The following is an 18,236-nucleotide window of genomic DNA, read 5'->3' on the forward strand; positions in this document are numbered from 1 at the left end:
ATACATAAGATGGATAAAGGCGCTGAATTTTCAGCGCTTTTTTTATACTTTTGGATCATGGAAATTGAAAAGCTTTACACTCGGTTTTTAGAAAGTACGGGGGCATCTACAGACTCCAGAAGCATTACTCCCGAATGTATTTTCTTTGCGTTAAAAGGCGACCATTTTGACGGAAACCTTTTTGCTAAAAATGCACTGGACCAGGGAGCCGCAATGGCCGTTATCGATAACCCATCGTATGAGATCCCAGGAAAAACCCTGCTGGTAAGCAATGTGTTAGAAACCTTACAAAAGTTGGCCACGCATCACCGAAGGCAACTCAAAACACCATTAATAAGTCTTACCGGAAGTAATGGAAAAACAACCACCAAAGAGTTGATACACGCCGTTATTTCCACCAGTTACAGAACCGTTGCTACAACGGGAAACCTCAACAACCATATTGGAGTGCCGCTTACCCTGCTTCGTTTACAGCCGGATACGCAAATAGGTATTATTGAAATGGGGGCCAATCATCAAAAAGAGATCGCTTTTCTTTGTGAGATCGCTGAACCAGATTATGGCCTTATTACGAACTACGGAAAAGCGCATTTGGAAGGTTTTGGCGGGGTTCAGGGCGTAATTAAAGGGAAAAGTGAACTATACGACCACCTAAAAACCCATAAAAAACATATTTTTTACTACCGGGAGGACCCCATTCAGGTAGAAAAATTAAAGACGTATTCCCGTAAAAGCAGTTTTGGCCCTACCTCTGAAGCAGACCTTACAATACTTATGAAAAGTACAGAGCCTTTCGTTACTCTTGAGGTGAATAATACCGAAATAAAAAGTAACCTTATCGGCTCATACAACTTTAATAACATAGCATATGCTATAGCGATAGGTAAACATTTTCAGGTACCTATAACACTTATAAAACAGGCCATTGAGGCATATGTGCCTAAAAATAACCGTTCACAGATCCTTCAAAAAGGCAGAAATAGAATTATTTTAGATGCCTATAATGCCAATCCCAGCAGTATGAAAGTAGTACTGGAAAATTTTGAAAAAAATACCGATCCTCAAAAATTGGTTATTCTGGGAGACATGTTTGAACTGGGGGAAGATGCTGCAGCCGAACATCAATACATAGCAGACCTGGCTGCGCGCCTTAACAATACCGAAGTGCTTTTAGTAGGTGAACATTTTCATAACACCCTTACCCAAAGTAAAAAATTCAGGTCTTACGAAGATCTGGAAACCTGGCTTCGGGCGCACCTTCCCGAAAACAAAACCGTTTTAATTAAAGGTTCACGCGGTATGGCACTGGAAAGGATACTGGACCTTTGGTAAGTTTTGCTAAAATTATCAGGAAACTTAGTCAAAGTGGTATTTTTTTAACAGAGGTGGTCATATCAAATTACAGTTCCCAAACACTCCTTTTATTGCAAATACCATCACTAAGCTGCCACGCAGCTTTGTTTTTAATTTTTCTTACCAGAAAGCGCAAGGTATCATCAAAACAAAGGATTATCTGCGATGATCCAGAAAAAACCCGCTCCTGCAAATACCATCCCTAAGCTGCGTGGCAGCTTTGTGTTTTTAATTTTTCTTACTAGAAAGCGCAAGCTATCACCAAAACAAAGGATTATCTGCGATGATCCAGAAAAAACCCGCTCCTGCAAATACCATCCCTAAGCTGCGTGGCAGCTTAGGGATGGTGCTTGATGTGGGTCATACTGGATTCGAACCAGTGACTTCTACCCTGTCAAGGTAACACTCTAAACCAACTGAGTTAATGACCCCGGTACACCACAAAAATAAAAAAACCTTAAGTAAAACACGTATTAAAATACTCCATATTACGTATCTTTCTTTAAAAGTTTACAGTACTCATCGTCTCCTTTTAAAAAAATCTATATATCATTTGAAATAAGTCTGACCTTTACACCTTTACTCACCTTTTTACCGGAACGATTTACCTCTATTTCCAGGTCTTTAAAATTATAGAGATCTACAAAATCGTAGTGATCTGATGTAAACTCGTGCCGGAACAAAAAACTCCCGTTAGGTGGAAATGAACCTTTAAACACTTTATAATCGTTGGCAATGACCCAAACCTCAGGATCAGGTTTGGCAGTATGCCTTAGCAGCCTCTGTATGAAGCTTTCTATGCGTTCTTGATAGGGATTGGTATGAAAAAGTGTTTTGCGCTCATCACAATATGCCTCTGCTCCCGCTATAAAAATAAACTGATCTTTAGCAGAAACAAATGAAAACAAAAGATCGTCAGACCCTGTAAAGGTATTTCGAATGTTGTAATGAGGTTTCTCGTCATTCAATTCATATCTGAAGATTCGGGTATCGATCATTTTATGGCGTCTGTCCTTAAAAATAAAAATCTCAATCTTTTGTAATAACTCTTTTTCAAGACGCGGAATACACTTTTTAAGTACATCTCTTACCACTCTGCTGTATCCAAAAAGACAAAGATGTATTTTACTGTTTGGATCTTCCAGATCCTCAAGTCGTTTTAGTAATTCACGTTTGAACTTTACCACCATTTGGTCCATGTCATTCTCTGAGAAATCCAGCATATCCCTTCGAAGGCTTTTGAGGTCATTTTTATGCGGATTGACCAGCTTGTAGAAATAATCAGGGACGTTTTGATCCGGCGGATTTTGAATTTTTACCTGTGCTATCTCTGATATACGCTTTGGATATTTTAACCGGAACAATAACTCAGGAATAGCGGTTTTATGACCGGCTCCTCTACCTGTAAAGACGGGTTCTTTTACTTTATAAAAATTCTCAAGAGAAATTAACAGATCCATTCCGTAATGTGCCTTACTGCGATGCAATATGGATTCAAATTCATTTTTTACCTGAACTTTCACTTTCTCCGTTTCCGCTTTGCCATACCTGCGATCCAGTTTAGAAATAGTTCTTGACAAACCCCGCAAAAATATTTTTAAGGAACGAGACGTAGATACTAATGAAGAAACTCCTACCAGATACTTATGGATATCATTAAAAAGAATAAGCTGAAGAAGGCTCCTTTTTACATTTTCTTCAATATCGTCCCGTATAGCATTGATCTCTCCCAGATGTTTATTAAAAAGTGTTTTAAATGATCTTTCATCATAATCATTTGGATTGGTAATCACATACAACAAGGTATCTACGGAAAGCTGTAATGTATGTACCCTGCTGTTAAAAATAGCCGGAGAAAACTTGAGTATATGATGACTAAATTCCCTTTCCTGGATCTTAAGGCGTGAAGTAGCGAGATTCTGGAGCGCCAGTGTATTGTAATACAACGGATAATACCTTCCTATAAATGTTTTGACCGATTCATACAACTTTTCTATCACCGGTTTTAACTCGTGATTTATGTATAGATTCTCATCTAGCTCTTTCTCATACCTCAACTCGGTTTCATCGTTTTCCGAAGTACCTGCAAATACCTCTTTCGAGGTTACATTGATATCTTTTTGAAGCTTTTTTAACTTTGCGTCAATAACAACTGTGCTGGTAAAAAGCTCACACAATTCATACATTTTAAGAGATACTATAGTAAGTATTTCACTCTCACCCAAGTCACTTATGGTAATATCTGCATACTCTTCAGGAGAAAGATGCTCCACCATTTTACGAAACACAGCAGTAATACACAAAAACGAAACCAAAAATGCCAATATCAAAATAATAACCACAATAAGTAATCGCTGTTCCCACGGCCATGTTTTGAATATGGGAACAAATGCCAGAAAAAAAGCAAAAAATAACGACAGCACTGTAATAAATATACCAAAAAGAGCCCCTGTATTGTAATAAATGGTAGTAATAATGTTTTTAAAACGAATAATGTTCAACTCTTTAATACGTTTGTCTGGATCGTACAAAAGTTCTTTGGCTTTTTCCTTAATCTCCGCACTTATAGGATTACTCTTAAGATAAAACCATCTCAGGACACTAAGCATTCGCTCCAGCATCTTAAAAACTACTGTTCTCATGAATTAGGTTGGTATTATATGCATCTCTTCTTTCTCTCCTAAAAATATAAAAAACAAATTATTATCCTGTTAAAAACTAAAATTAATCCTACAATTAATTAGCAAATTATTTTCAACATGAACTACCTATACCAGGTAAAAACGTAAGGTGGAAAAACACTACTTCTAATCTCATTTTTGTGTTCAGGTACTTATTCCAACATTACTTAAAATTAACGAACATCTTTTTTCAGGAAATACTTTTTTACTTATTGTTGTCTAATATTCCATTCAAAAAACTGTAAAATTACCTATGCTACCAACCTCTTTATACTTTTAACAAAAGCAGGTATTTTCACTTGTTTTTTTATGATTAACGTCCAAATACATCGTTTTCATGTTGAAAATACGACTCTTTTTAAGTAAGTTTGGATGTTATGTGTTTGGAAAAATGAAAATTTTTAAACCAAATACTTCTCAAAACAGCACTTCTAAACAAAAAAAATATGGATAGTCGCATTGCCAAAATGCCGGAGAATAAGAGCAATTCCATAGCTCTAACAGTTTCTCAAAAGCAGATAGGTAATGCATCCCTTCTTCAATTTATAGATAATCGGCCGGAAAGTACCCTACAAAGAAGACTAAAAGAAATGGCAGATGGCAGCATACAAACCGGGCGTGTAGCACAATTGCAGGTTTTAATAAATGGATCTCATTCCAGAGCAAAAGAAACCGTGCAAAGAAAAGACAATCGTACCGGCTTACCAGACCGCCTAAAAATGGGTATTGAGAGCCTCTCCGGGTATGCTATGGATGATGTAAAAGTTCACTATAATTCAAATAAACCTGCACAACTAAATGCACATGCCTATGCACAGGGTACCGATATTCATATTGCATCAGGGCAGGAAAAGCATCTACCTCATGAAGCATGGCACGTAGTACAACAAAAACAAGGAAGAGTGCAGGCGACAAAACAGTTTAAAGACAAAACATATATAAATGATGATGCCCATCTGGAAGCAGAAGCCGATTTTATGGGGAATAAAGCATTTCATTACAATGCGGTGGTACAACACCAATTATCACGAACGGGTCTTAAAGAAAATACCAAACAGTTAAAAACAATAGCTCCCATTCAATTAAAGCCCATTCCCGTGGCTATCACCGGGCTCACGCATTTAGTGAAAATGGTAAACGGCTCTATTATGGAAGGCAAAGAATCTATTGAACTGTCGCACGGGATGCCCGTTACCATTGATAATGAAAATAAATACAGGTCAAGGCGGGGGCCTAACCAGGAATTGTATGAGCATGTAGATCGAAAATCTGAACACAATTATCGTTGGTTTCACGTATTGGCCATTGGCTCACAGAATGTTTCTCATAAAAACCTGTTCCTGCGAGATGAAACCTTTGTACCCGTAAAAGATGATGAAGTAGTGAGTACTACTCCGGCAAAAATTAGCAATTCCCACAGATTACGAGATATGAACCCGCAATCATTTGATTTTGAAGGACCTCAACCTCATCAAAAAAGGAATGAAGAAGCAGTTGAATCGTTGAGGTCACTAACTGAAAAAATCATAAAAGATGCAAGAGAGAGCCTTGCACAATCTGGAAATGAAGGAGCAGTAGTTAGAGAAGCTATTAAAGAATTTGCAAAAATGGCAGGAAATACATTGGGAGGTACATTTATTTCTATACTTTATGGATCTTATGCTACGGGTAGCCAGCGAAAAGCAACCCCCGAAAAGCCCGGATCTGATATTGACGCTATGTTTTCCTGCGACAATACGACCTACACGCTTTACCGAAGTGACCTGGTCCCTTTAATTAGTTTTTTTCTAAAACACCTTCATGATATAGTAGGAGCCACCGTGGATGATGAAGTACCGGCAGAGTCCAAACACTTAATAGCTGCTAATGAAATGATGAAAGCGGCGAGTGCAAAAGTATTTTATCCTCAGGGTATGGATCAAAAACCTACCATTCACACCTTAGGTTTTTTCCTGGAGAAAATAATCGATATGAAAAGTTCCTCTCAAACCAAAACCGAAAGTGAACGTTTTGGAAAAGACTTTCTCGCAAGCGAATACTTACGGCTGCGATTAATTTTTAACATACTTTCCAGTCCTAATGAAGTTTCTTCCAACAATAAAGATGCCGTAGAGACTCTGAGAGCTACCTGGCTGGCCAGCCTTAAAAAACTAAGTGATGACCTTTTAAGCATGGGTGGTGAGAAAGGAGAAAGTGGAGTAGAGCATTTATTAAAAGACACTCATCATGAAGGCAAAAATGATGGTGAGATGTTTTTGGGGTACAAACGAGAACGAAATGGTGTAATACAACATTTAATCAGTTTATTGGATGAACACTAAAAACCCTTTTCCTTATATTGATCAGAATAAAAACAGCTTAGACCAGTTAATTTCGCATCTAAAGCTTGCTCAGCATTTTTTTAATAAAAAACATAAAAACACCAGTAAAATACCTATTACTCCCTTTAATTATAAGAAAGAATTAAAAGGTGAAAAAATACCGGAAAATGGTAAATGCGCCAATCAGGTATATGAGGCATTGAGCGAGATTATTGAAGGTAGTTTTAAACCTGAATCCGAAAATGCATTGTTTAACATGATCCCCACACCTATTACCGAGACCACAACAGCTTCCCTTTTAATGCAAATTCACAACAACAACGCTATTATGGATAGTTATGGGGGAAAATCTATTTTGTTTGAACAAAAAGTTGCCCGAAGTATTGGAAGCCTTATTGGCTGGAAAAAAGCTTATGGAATAAGTTGCAATGGGGGTAAAATCACTATGTTTTATGCCATTAAATTTGCTATTCAGCAATTGGTTCAGGACAGTTATGAAAATGGAATTCCCAATGATATTGTGATCCTGGTTTCCGGAGGCGCCCATTATTCTATAGAACATACGTGTAGCCTTGTAGGTTTGGGATCTAAAAATTGTATCAGGGTTCCCATTGGCTCCAGTAACGGCATGTCAGCAAAATCACTGGAAGCCGTTTTTACAGACCAAATACAAAAAGGAAAGCGTGTAGCCGCTATTATTTCCTGTGGCGGAACCACTCTGGATTTCATACATGAAAATACCGAAGTAGTTTATAATGCCATGCAAAAAGTAGTTATGGAAAACCAGTTAAGCTATACACCCTATCTACATCTGGATAGTGTAATTGGCTGGTTATGGTTTACCTTTATCAATGAAACCCGGGAAACAATACGATCATTAACAAACGATTCCCTGATTACTGACAAACTGGTACACACGCTGACAAAACTGAGTAAAATTAAAAAGTTTGATTCAGTGGGTATTGATTTTCACAAAACCGGTTTATGCCCTTATTCCAGTAGTTTTTTTGTGGCAAAAAAAGAAAGGATCGTATCTGACGAAAAGCTTTCTTCAAAAAATTACGGAGAAATCAGAGCTTTTAATTATACTCTGGAAAATACGCGATCATCATCAGGTATCGCCAGTGCCTGGACCTCTATGCAGATAATGGGTATAAAAGGATACCAAAAATACCTTATAGCTCTCTTTAAAGCCAGTAAAATACTTAGTGAAGCCATAGATCATACACATCACTTTAAAGTTATAAACCTCGCTTCCAAAGGTTGGGAAATTATTTTTACCATAAACCACTTCAAATTAAAGCGATGGTTTGGAGATAACTATGACAATAAAACCATCTCAGAATCATTCATTAAATACGTATGGAAAAAAATTGATGAAGGCGAAGACTTACCTCTTTTTAGTATTATTAAAAACTACGGAGAATGGTTTGGTAAAAACGATGGGCATGCTTTTATTATTTACAACATGAATATCTGTTTATCACATAAAACAGCCCGGCAAATTGCAAATGACATAGCGCACCAGTTAACACTGTTTAAAAAAGATATTACAGAAGGAAAAACAAAACTGCTCATTCAGGAACTGGAAACTCCTATAAGGTAATGGACTGTATTTTATGTAAAATAAAAGAACAGACAGTTCCCTATTCCGGAGTTATAGCCAAAACAAAGTATTGGACTATAATGGTAAGCCGTGAACAACACACATTGGGTACGCTAATTGTTTTTCACAATACGCATACAGTGCGTTTTTCCAGTATTTCCAAACAAGCCCTATTAGAGTTTCAACATATTCAAGTAACATTTGAAAAAGCTTTAAGCAGCTTGTTTAATCCCGATTTATTCAATTATCTGCAATGTGGAAATCAGGTGGAGCACCTACATTTTCATTTAATCCCGCGGTATAAGAGCTCAAGAAATTATCATAACCAAGAGTTCGTAGATATCAATTATGGAAACTCGGTCAAAGAAACACATAAAATAACTTCTGACGCTTTTATCACCTTGTTGAAACACTCTATTCAATGCGAAATACATCCTTTTTAGAGCCTTACCTATCACACCATACTAATAACCATATTTTTACCGCAACCATCTCTCAAAAAAGCCATCGAGCTACTCCCTTTTTTATTCAAACCCATCGTAATTTCATGGTACCCTGCACAAGAGCAAAGATATTTTTCTCAATGATAATCTTATTATAATGACTACCGGAGCCAATGTTTTACTAAGTGAACAATTTGAACACAAGATCCTCAAAACACTCAAGGTTATTAATTAATTTCTATAGCCTTTATGAACAACCACTACTGTTTTGTCTAACAAATGAGTCAACTTACTCTCCAAACATACACGGCTTTCTCATCATTTTTAACACCTTGCCAATGCTGCACAAAACGGTGTTGTTAATAAAAATGTGAAGAATAGAAGTAACCCCAATGTTAAATCAATCAAAAAAAGAGTGAATTTTATTCCTGGTTTTTGACAACAACTCTAATCAAAATTTTTATGGTTATCTCATATATCACTAAAAGGGATTTTAGCACAAAACCCTTTGAACTCGCCAAAATTACCAATGCAATCATGAAAGCTATGACTGCGGTAGAACACGGGCACATACACGATGCTGAAAATATTGCAAATAACGTTCACAACGCATTGCTGGCACGTAAGAAACAAGATGCAAATTATATACCCACTGTAGAAGAAGTACAGGACATGGTAGAAAATAAGCTTATGGAGAGTGAGTTTCACGATGTGGCAAAAGCCTACATTATTTACCGAAACAAACAAGCCCAGAGCCGGCAAACCAATATTTTTGAAAAACGCATCAATCTCAAACCCTATGAATATCCGCAACTGTACGAATACGTTCCGGCGATAAGGCATTCATACTGGATACACACAGAGTTTAACTTCACCAGTGATATTCAGGATTTCAGATCGAGGCTCACCCCGGTAGAGCAAAACGCCATAAAGAATACCATGCTGGCCATTTCACAAATAGAAGTAGCTGTTAAAACGTTTTGGGGTGATATTTATCACAGAATGCCCAAACCGGAAATTGGGTCAGTGGGTGCTACCTTTGCCGAAAGTGAAGTAAGGCATCATGATGCCTACTCCCATTTACTGGAAATTTTAGGTTTAAATAAAGAATTTGAGACCTTAAAGAAAAAACCGGTTATTATGAGACGGGTGCAATATCTCGAAACTGCACTTAAAAATGCAAAAAGCGATGACAACCGGGAATATGCAGAGTCCATATTATTATTCTCGCTCTTCATCGAGCATGTATCCCTTTTTTCCCAATTCCTTATCATCATGGCGTTCAACAAATATAAGAACATGTTAAAAGGAATTTCCAATGTAGTAGAGGCCACTTCTAAGGAAGAACAAATACATGGCGATTTTGGTATTGATGTTATCAATATTATTAAAAAAGAGCATCCCGATTGGTTTGACAGTGCCTACCAAGTAATGATCCAGCAAATCTGCAAAGAAGCATATGAGTCGGAAAGTAAAATAGTAGATTGGATATTTGAAGCCGGTGAACTTGATTTTCTTCCTAAAGCGGTAGTCAATGAATTTATTAAAAACCGCTTCAACAATTCCCTTGAGAGTATTGGCATTGCCAAAATATTTGAAATAGACCAGGAATTGCTGGCACAAACCGAATGGTTTGACGATGAGATCATTGGTACCAAACACGGTGATTTCTTCGTAAAACGCTCCATTAATTACAGTAAAAGAACACAAAGTATAACCAGTGACGACCTTTTTTAGATCTATGAAAAAAACGATAATTTCAACTCCCGCAAACACAGAAAAAACAACTGCTGCCCAGAATCTTATCACAGCCCGAAAAGAAGCCCTGGAAAACACCAATACTACAAGTGAAAAAGCATTTCCGTGGCTCAATGAATACAGCCGTAAATTCCTGGCTTCCGGATACCTCACAGAAGGTACAGAGCCGGAAGAGCGTATTCTTGAAATCGCACAAAGAGCTGAACAGCTTTTACAGATACCGGGATATGCCCAAAAATTTTATAACTATATGTCTGAGGGTTTTTACTCTCTTGCCTCTCCCGTATGGTCTAATTTTGGGAAACAACGCGGACTGCCTATTAGTTGTTTCGGATCACATATAGATGATGATATGGGGAATATTCTCTACACCCAGTCGGAAGTAGGTATGATGTCTAAACTGGGTGGAGGTACTTCAGGCTATTTCGGGAAAATACGCCACCGGGGAGCTCCTGTAAAAAATAACGGAGAGGCATCTGGTGCTGTGCATATCATGCAACTGTTCGAATCAATGGTAGATGTGGTAAGTCAGGGCTCTGTGAGAAGAGGCCGCTTCTCTCCATATCTCCCAATAGATCACCCGGATATTATGGAGTTCTTAGAGATCGGTACCGAAGGGAACCCCATACAGCAGCTTACACATGGAGTAACTGTAAGTAATGAGTGGATGGAGCAAATGATCGAAGGTGATGTGGAAAAACGAACAGTTTGGGCAAAAGTACTGCAAAGCAGAGGAGAAATGGGATACCCGTATATTTTCTTTTCTGATAACGCCAACAACGGCACTGTAGATGCTTACAAAGACAAAGATCACCGTATTTATGCCAGTAACCTGTGTACGGAGATCATGCTCCCTTCAAATAATGACTGGTCCTTTGTATGTGTATTGTCTAGTATTAACCTCCTGCATTATGATAAATGGAAAAATACGGATGCCGTAGAGACTATGGTATATTTTCTGGATGCCGTGATCACTGAATTTATTGAAAAACTGGAAGTGTATCGCGATTCGCCGCTTCGTGATGACCGGCAGACTTTTTTATTTATGGAGCGTGCGTACAATTTTGCCAAAGAAAACCGTGCATTAGGCCTGGGTGTGCTGGGCTGGCATTCCCTTTTACAATCTAAAATGACACCGTTTGACAGCCAGGAGGCCTTTAATCTCAATAACGAGATCTTTAAAACCATAAAAGAACGATCGTATAAGGCATCGGCTGAACTGGCAGAACGTTTTGGAGAGCCGGAAGTACTAAAAGGGTATGGCAGGCGAAACGCAACCCTGAATGCGATTGCACCTACTACGTCATCAGCATTTATTTTAGGGCAGGTATCTCAGGGCATTGAACCTATCTGGTCCAATGTATATGTAAAAGACATTGCCAAGCTCAAAACCACTATTAAAAATCCTTTTTTACAACAACTGCTAAAAGAAAAGTCTCAGGACACTCCGGAAGTCTGGAAAAGTATTCGTGATCAAGATGGTTCTGTACAGCATTTGGATTTCCTTAGTGAAGAAGAAAAAGCGGTGTTCAAAACCTATTCAGAGATCAACCAACTGGATATTGTTTATCAGGCAGCCGCCAGACAGACTTATATTGATCAGGGACAATCAGTTAACATTATTGTACATCCTGATATGCCTACAAAAGATATTAATAAGATTCACGTTACTGCCTGGAAAATGGGATTAAAATCATTGTATTATCAGCACAGTATGAATGCTGCACAAAAATTCAGGCAACAAAAAGCATGTACCAGTTGTGAAGCTTAATGCTTAATACCATCACGGGCAGTATTAAAAGTTCAGATAGTGCAACCCTTTGCCAAAGTGCCTTACCGCTCTGGCAAAGGGTTTTTTAAATACCTTTCGGAAAAAATAACCAAAGATCTATGTTCTTATCATTTTATTTCAAGCACATTTCCAGAAGTAGAAAAACCGTTGGGAGATAATAAAGTATTTCTTATTTTTTTTTACTCTTTAACAATAAATTTCCCAGATCGGTTGTATTTTTCTCTAAAATATCAAAATACTGATAGTCCATTCATAGAATAACAAAACACATGAAAAAAATACTGTTTATATTACTGTCAACACTTAGTATTTCCTGTACTCAGAAACCTGAACCCCAATTTTCACTAAGTGGCACTACAAAAGGGATCGAAGACGGCACTATGTTATATTTATACAATTCACTGACCAAAGAAAATATGGATTCTGCAGGTATTCATAACAATATCTTTACTTTTAATACCGTCCTGCCCGAATCTCCTTTACGGGTCATCTTAAAAACGAAAGATTATTCGCATTATCGATTTCTATGGCTGGAAAACCGGCCTATGACTTTTGATGCCGGTGCTACAAACTTCAGAGAGGCTCAGGTTACCGGTTCTTTATCTGAGGAATTGAGCCAAAGTTTAAAGGGAGAAACAGATACACTCCCCGAAGAGGAAGTGGCAAAAAAGGAGATCAAATTTGTGAGAACCCACCCCAACAGTATCGTAAGTGCCAATATACTTTCTGTATATGCCACAACCTGGGGTAAAGAAAAAACCCTGGAACTGTTTGCTCAGTTTTCAACTGAGAACAAAAACTCAGTGTATGGAAAAAAGATTGAAAATTATATTGAGTTAATGGCAGAACCCGATATAGGAGAAAAGTTTGTAGATTTTGCTATGGCTGATGTGGAGGGGAATCCTAAAAAATTATCGGATGTTAAAGGAAAAGTAATTCTCCTGGAGTTCTGGGCCTCCTGGTGTGCTCCCTGTAGAAAGGAGAATCCTAACCTCGTAGAAACTTATAACAGATTCCACCCCAAAGGGTTTGAGATATTTGCGGTTTCTCTGGATGAAGAACCGGAGAATTGGTTAAAAGCTATTGAAAAAGACGCACTTACCTGGCATCATGTAAGTGACTTACTGGGTAGCGACAATGAAGCAGGCCTGATATATGGCGTTAACGGCATACCAGATAATTTCCTGATAAATGAACAGGGGGTCATTATCGATAGAAATTTACGAGGCGAAGCGCTTAACAAAAAACTGGAAGAACTGCTGGAACTTTAAAAGGGCTTACTGAGAGAGGTATTCTATTTTTTTGGTGATCACTAATAGCTCAAAGTAACTTTACTTTAATCGGTCCATAAAAAACCGGCAGCATAGGTTTTGGCCTGTCCGCCAATGCGCACTCTGTCGTTTTGATCTTCACAATACAGTTCGCCGCCACGTTCTGAAATTTGGCGGGCCCTAAGCTGTTTCTTTTTTAATCTTTTCGCCCAATACGGAATAAGAGAGCAATGTGCCGAACCGGTAACCGGATCTTCTAAAATGGAGGCCTGTGGGGTAAAAAACCGGGATACAAAATCACAATCGTTCCCTTTAGCTGTGACAATAACACCACCCGGAGCCAGGTTTATCTGGTCAAATACATGCCGGTTAATGGTAATATTTTGTACTTCCTGTTCGGAATCATAGACTAGTACATAATCCCTGGCTTTTAGGACTTCTGCCGGAGGTGTGCTTAACGATTTTTGTATTACTTCGGGTAATTCTGAAACAACAGGCCTGCGTGAAGGGAAGTTCAGGTAGTAAAAACCTTTTTTAACAGAAACGGTGAGATCACCACTTAAGGATTCAAAAACTACAGTATCACCGGGATGACCGAGAATAGATTTTAAACAATGTGCAGTGGCAAGAGTGGCGTGTCCGCATAAATCTATTTCAATGTCCGGAGTAAACCATCGCAAATGTATTTTATCTCCATTATTTACAAAAAAGGCGGTCTCAGCTACTGCATTTTCCTTCGCTATTTTTAGTAGCAGATCGTCCGGCAACCATTTTTCCAAAGGAATTACACAAGCGGGGTTTCCCCCAAAAACGGTATCGGTAAATGCGTCTATCTGGTAAAGTGGTAACTTCATTTTTTTCAGTATATTTTGTGGCAGCTAAGGTACACCGGTTTTTTAATCCTTCATACTGTTTCGGGAGACCTCTTCTGAGGTCAATCCAAATATGGGTGGGGTTTGAGTGTCTATAATACCTAAATAAATATACAATTGTCCCCTGTGATGAATTTTATGCTCTAACATGGCCCGTAGCCATTTCCAAACGGATATTTCAATCCCTGCGGGGGTTTTGCACTTTTTTACCAGGTCCGGATCAGGTATCCGTGCGAATATGGCTCTGGACTCCTGATATAACTGATGGTAATATCCTGCTACATTTTCCAGTCCGTTGGCATATTCAGTTCCACAGCCCACATATCTGCTTCTTTTAAACTGAACGTTCTCAGCAAACATATACCGTTCAAGGTTGGCCAGATGCCTTATAATATCTCCCATGGAAAATTTGCCTTTGCGATACGTCCATTCAATTTTATCTTCCGGAATATAATCAAACAGTCTTTGCGTTCTATTCTTTACTTTATCATAATAACTCAAAAAGTGGTCTATACTGGTAATTTCCATGTGTATGCAGTTTAGTGTTCCAACAGCGTGACTTCTGGATCTCTGTTGTACCGGTATCACAGTTTTAAATTTTTTAACAAACTAAAATTATAGCTTTAAGTTTTAAGGCTATAAAAAAGTTGCCATGAAGACTTTTCATCAAAGAGTGTTACCTGCTATTTTTCGGTTCTTAAAATCGGGATTATATGTTTCAATAAAACATCAAATGGCAGTTTCCCTCTCCAGTTTCCAAAATTGCTACCGGTAAAGACAATTGCTGCACCGTAATCCTTTAGCACCATGATATATTGTCCGCCGTTTCCGGAGGCAAAAAGCAATTCTGTTTTAATGTTTTCATAGCTAAGTCTTTCGCGATACCAAAAGTAACCATAGGTAGCTGTAGAGTATTTCGCATTCTCTGTTCTGGCAAAGCGGCTAAATGACATTTCCACATCTGTTTGGCAATGGGTCGATTGGTCTATCCAGCTTTCACTAACTATCTGCTTACCCTGCCAATGCCCTTTATTTAAAACCAACCTGGCGATTTTTAACATATCTATAGGTCTCATGAAAAACGAACCTGCAGCATAGCCATCACCATTTGGTTTTATGTACCATTTGTAGTTTGTTATTTCAAGTGGCTCAAAAAGATACCTTCTGGCAAACTCCATAAGGGTCAAACCGCTTGTTCTTGAGATTATGATACCCATAAGTTCAGGTTCTACAGAGGTGTATGCCCAGTTCAAACAGGGATTGTGCCGAAGGGGGATATTTAAAATGTATTTCAGCCAATTGTCTGTTTCCCACATTTCAGATTCACAATCGGGCCCAATACCAAAGAAACCCTCACAGGCCAGTCCTGACTTCATTTCCAAAAGATTTTTGACCGTTATCTTTCCTCTAGGGTCATTTTTCCATTCAGTGATAAATTTTTCTATTTCATCATCTACGGCAAACAACCCCCTGTCAATAGCTATACCAGCCAGCAGACTGGTAATTGATTTAAAGGAAGACCGTGTGTCATGAAGGCTGTCCCGGTCAAAACCATGAAAATATTCTTCGAAAATTATTTGATCATTTTGAGAAACAAGAACTCCGTCAATATTGGGATATTCCTGAGAAGAAATAGCCTTTTTCAATTTTTTTAATTCATTTTGGGCTGACTGCTGCCCTTTGCAATTAGCACTTAATAGCAAAAAAACTATGATAAATGAATATTTTATGATCATTCGGATACTCATATTGGTACAAATATAAATTAATTGAGAGTTATATAGACTCCTGCAACCATTAACTACAAAGTTCTTAAAATGACCATGGGCTTTTCACGGGCGGTAAGCAGAAACAAGCAACTAAGGTATGATTCTTGTTTAAGTATCAATAGTATCTTTTTTCCAACTCTTCTATCTTTTTTTGTAATTCAAGAAATCTTGAATTTAGAGTTTTTAACGTGTCATTTTCTTTTTTAAGATTCTCGATCTCTTTCTGTTGTTGGATAGTGTACAGTGTCAGCTCCTCAATTTTTTTAAGGAGATTCATATCCATTTCAGCTTGCATTATCCCATTTTCTTCAAACTCTTTAGCAGATGGGATTTCCGGTAAATGGCCATTTTCTTTTATAAAGTTTTCCAATTCTTTTATACTTCGCAGGTAATAGTTTTCTTTAAAAACATAATCAGGTGCTGGAATATTAAGATCTATTTTCACTTCTTCCGCATGAATATTTCCTTTCACTGTTAATTTCATATCCGGATTTGATGTTCCAATCCCAACATTTCCATTCTCATTTATCCTCAAAGAGGTTATAAAAGTACCATCGGCCTTCCTGGTCAAAAATGCAAATTTCGAGTTAGGATCTCCTACATTTTGAAAATAAAAAGTATTGTCACTTCTTTTGTGGTATAGAGTTGTGCCAAAGTCATATCCATCACCTGTAAGTACCCCTTAATTAGATACGGTTGGGTTTGTACAATTTAGTTCATTTTTAGATATGGAAAAGCTAGCTTTTCCATAGTTAGTTAAAAAATCTTTGGGCGTTAGGTTTTGTAATGCTTCATGCGGTCTTTTTTCATTGTAGTGCTCTCTCCATTGGTCAGAGAGAATCCTTACTTGGCTCAGCGAATCGAACAGGTAGGCATTGAGTACCTCTTGACGATAGCTTCTGTTGAAACGCTCGATCAAGCTGTTTTGCACTGGCTTTCCTGGCTGAATGTATTTAATCTTTATATGATTCTCTTTGCACCATATCTGGAAATTGGCAGAAGTGAATTCCGGTCCGTTATCTACCCGTATTGCTTCCGGTCTGCCCCGAAAAGCGACCAGCCGATCAAGTTCACGTATGAGTCTTCGAGACCCGATCGATACATCGATCACGTTCCAAAGAGCTTCCCGGTTGAAGTCATCCATTACGTTCAGCACTCTGAAGGTCTTTCCATAGCTCAATGAATCCTGCATGAAATCCATGCTCCAGACGATGTTCCTATCGATTGGCAAGGTCAAGGGCTCCTTTACCCGTTGGGGTATCCTTCGTTTACGTTTGCGCCTTACATTGAGCCTCATCTGTTTGTACACACGATAGACCCGTTTGTGGTTCCATAAGTGCCCTTGATGCCGGAGCATCCTGAACATTTTCCTGAACCCGTATGTGGGATGCTCTTGGGCCAACCGATCCAAAGCTTCGATAATTGCGCTGTCGTCCTTGCCCTTTGGCTTGTAATAATACACCGAACTGCTAAGGCAAAGTAAAAAACAGGCCACTCTTAGGCTCAGACGGTGTTCGCTTACCAAATAATCGGCCGAGGAGCGTTTATCGGCCGGCCCTAGAGCTTTTTTTCTATCAGATCCTTAAGCGCATAGTTTTGGTGGGCAAGCTCGGCGTACATCTGCTTGTAACGGCTCAGCTCACTTTCCATCTCTTTTAGCTTTTTGAGCTGCGAGGCGTCCATGCCCCCGTATTTGCCCTTCCAGTTATAGAAGGTGGCCGCACTGATGCCATGTTCCTTGCAGAGTTCCTTTATCGGAATGCCCGCTTCGTGTTGTTTGAGGATCTTGACCACTTGGGTCTCTGTGAATCGACTTCTTTTCATGTCCTTGAATTTACGGTTAATATTCTATTTTTAACCGTAGCTGTTTTTAGGGACACTTACACACCCATCCCTATTTTTATACCTGAAATGGAATAGTTAGATGTATTGTTATTATATACTCCAAGATATACATGACCTTCCACATCATCATAAATTTGAAATTTGTCAGCAGGGGCACTTGTACCAATACCTACTTTGCCATTAACCGAATAAATTATATTTTGGTTATCATAGTTATGCTGGGAATTAGTCCCTATACTACTCCCTATTAGAGCTATTAAGATCGTTACTTTTTTCATTTGTATTATGCTTATATGGTAGATGTGTAAATAGTGTATTAATTTATAAATATATTTTCTTCAAACTTTTAAAGAATTACTTAAAATGATAATTATAATTATGGTTTCTAACCCAAAGTGCAGCCATTTTGATATGAATGTGAGCCTATCCTTTAATTCGTTCTAAATAGGTTTTTAAATCCCTCAACTTCTAAAAGTAATTAACCATTCATTAAATAAAATCATTTTTTCTCGCGTTGTTGGCTAA

The 18,236-nt window shown here is 38.2% G+C and carries 14 protein-coding genes and 1 tRNA gene; 7 read left to right on the forward strand and 8 right to left on the reverse strand.

Features of this window, described 5'->3' with window-relative positions; all coding sequences use genetic code 11:
* Positions 1-57 precede the first annotated feature (57 nt).
* On the forward strand, positions 58-1,332 hold the full coding sequence (locus WAO84_RS12430) for a UDP-N-acetylmuramoyl-tripeptide--D-alanyl-D-alanine ligase (protein ID WP_340066153.1): 1,275 nt from the start codon (positions 58-60) through the stop codon (positions 1,330-1,332).
* A gap of 377 nt (positions 1,333-1,709) precedes the next feature.
* Here WAO84_RS12430 and WAO84_RS12435 read toward each other — a convergent pair.
* Positions 1,710-1,784 (reverse strand) — tRNA-Val (locus tag WAO84_RS12435).
* Positions 1,785-1,895: 111 nt separating this feature from the next.
* On the reverse strand, positions 1,896-3,995 hold the full coding sequence (locus tag WAO84_RS12440; protein ID WP_340066155.1) for a hypothetical protein: 2,100 nt from the start codon (positions 3,993-3,995) through the stop codon (positions 1,896-1,898).
* A 485-nt stretch (positions 3,996-4,480) separates the two neighbouring features.
* Between WAO84_RS12440 and WAO84_RS12445 the strand changes: the two genes are divergently transcribed.
* From WAO84_RS12445 to WAO84_RS12470, 6 genes are all read left to right on the forward strand, one after another.
* Complete coding sequence (locus WAO84_RS12445) at positions 4,481-6,355, forward strand: eCIS core domain-containing protein (RefSeq protein ID WP_340066156.1); 1,875 nt, start codon at positions 4,481-4,483, stop codon at positions 6,353-6,355.
* Positions 6,345-7,961, forward strand: a complete 1,617-nt coding sequence (locus WAO84_RS12450; RefSeq protein ID WP_340066157.1) for a pyridoxal-dependent decarboxylase — start codon at positions 6,345-6,347, stop codon at positions 7,959-7,961. Before WAO84_RS12445 ends, WAO84_RS12450 begins: the two co-directional genes overlap by 11 nt.
* Positions 7,961-8,404: an HIT family protein gene (locus WAO84_RS12455; RefSeq protein WP_340066159.1), complete on the forward strand. Its 444-nt coding sequence runs from the start codon at positions 7,961-7,963 to the stop codon at positions 8,402-8,404. Before WAO84_RS12450 ends, WAO84_RS12455 begins: the two co-directional genes overlap by 1 nt.
* Positions 8,405-8,866: 462 nt before the next feature.
* Positions 8,867-10,141, forward strand: coding sequence for a ribonucleotide-diphosphate reductase subunit beta (locus WAO84_RS12460; protein ID WP_340066160.1), 1,275 nt, complete (start codon positions 8,867-8,869; stop codon positions 10,139-10,141).
* Positions 10,142-10,145: 4 nt separating this feature from the next.
* Positions 10,146-11,933: a ribonucleoside-diphosphate reductase subunit alpha gene (locus WAO84_RS12465; RefSeq protein ID WP_340066161.1), complete on the forward strand. Its 1,788-nt coding sequence runs from the start codon at positions 10,146-10,148 to the stop codon at positions 11,931-11,933.
* 290 nt (positions 11,934-12,223) lie between these two features.
* Positions 12,224-13,225, forward strand: a complete 1,002-nt coding sequence (locus tag WAO84_RS12470) for a redoxin domain-containing protein (RefSeq protein WP_340066163.1) — start codon at positions 12,224-12,226, stop codon at positions 13,223-13,225.
* A gap of 65 nt (positions 13,226-13,290) precedes the next feature.
* Here WAO84_RS12470 and WAO84_RS12475 read toward each other — a convergent pair whose 3' ends face one another.
* From WAO84_RS12475 to WAO84_RS12500, 6 genes are all read right to left on the reverse strand, one after another.
* On the reverse strand, positions 13,291-14,079 hold the full coding sequence (locus WAO84_RS12475) for a PhzF family phenazine biosynthesis protein (RefSeq protein WP_340066165.1): 789 nt from the start codon (positions 14,077-14,079) through the stop codon (positions 13,291-13,293).
* 42 nt (positions 14,080-14,121) lie between these two features.
* On the reverse strand, positions 14,122-14,625 hold the full coding sequence (locus tag WAO84_RS12480; RefSeq protein ID WP_340066167.1) for a DinB family protein: 504 nt from the start codon (positions 14,623-14,625) through the stop codon (positions 14,122-14,124).
* A 155-nt stretch (positions 14,626-14,780) separates the two neighbouring features.
* Positions 14,781-15,743 carry a serine hydrolase domain-containing protein gene (locus tag WAO84_RS12485; RefSeq protein WP_340066169.1) on the reverse strand — a complete coding sequence of 321 codons (963 nt, stop codon included), beginning with the start codon at positions 15,741-15,743 and terminating at the stop codon, positions 14,781-14,783.
* Positions 15,744-15,981: 238 nt separating this feature from the next.
* Positions 15,982-16,437 (reverse strand): hypothetical protein, encoded by a 456-nt coding sequence (locus tag WAO84_RS12490; protein ID WP_340066171.1) that lies wholly within the window; start codon positions 16,435-16,437, stop codon positions 15,982-15,984.
* Between the two features lie 111 nt (positions 16,438-16,548).
* Positions 16,549-17,690 (reverse strand): IS3 family transposase gene (locus tag WAO84_RS12495; protein ID WP_340066172.1). Its coding sequence is split into 2 segments (ribosomal slippage): positions 16,549-17,429 and positions 17,429-17,690, totalling 1,143 coding nucleotides; the frame shifts between segments, so codons are not numbered across the junction.
* A gap of 56 nt (positions 17,691-17,746) precedes the next feature.
* A complete protein-coding gene (locus tag WAO84_RS12500; protein ID WP_340066173.1) occupies positions 17,747-17,989 on the reverse strand; it encodes a hypothetical protein in 243 nt (80 codons plus the stop codon).
* Between the last annotated feature and the right edge of the window lie 247 nt (positions 17,990-18,236).

It is taken from the genome of Ascidiimonas aurantiaca, from assembly GCF_037646345.1.
Lineage (GTDB): Bacteria > Bacteroidota > Bacteroidia > Flavobacteriales > Flavobacteriaceae > Ascidiimonas > Ascidiimonas aurantiaca.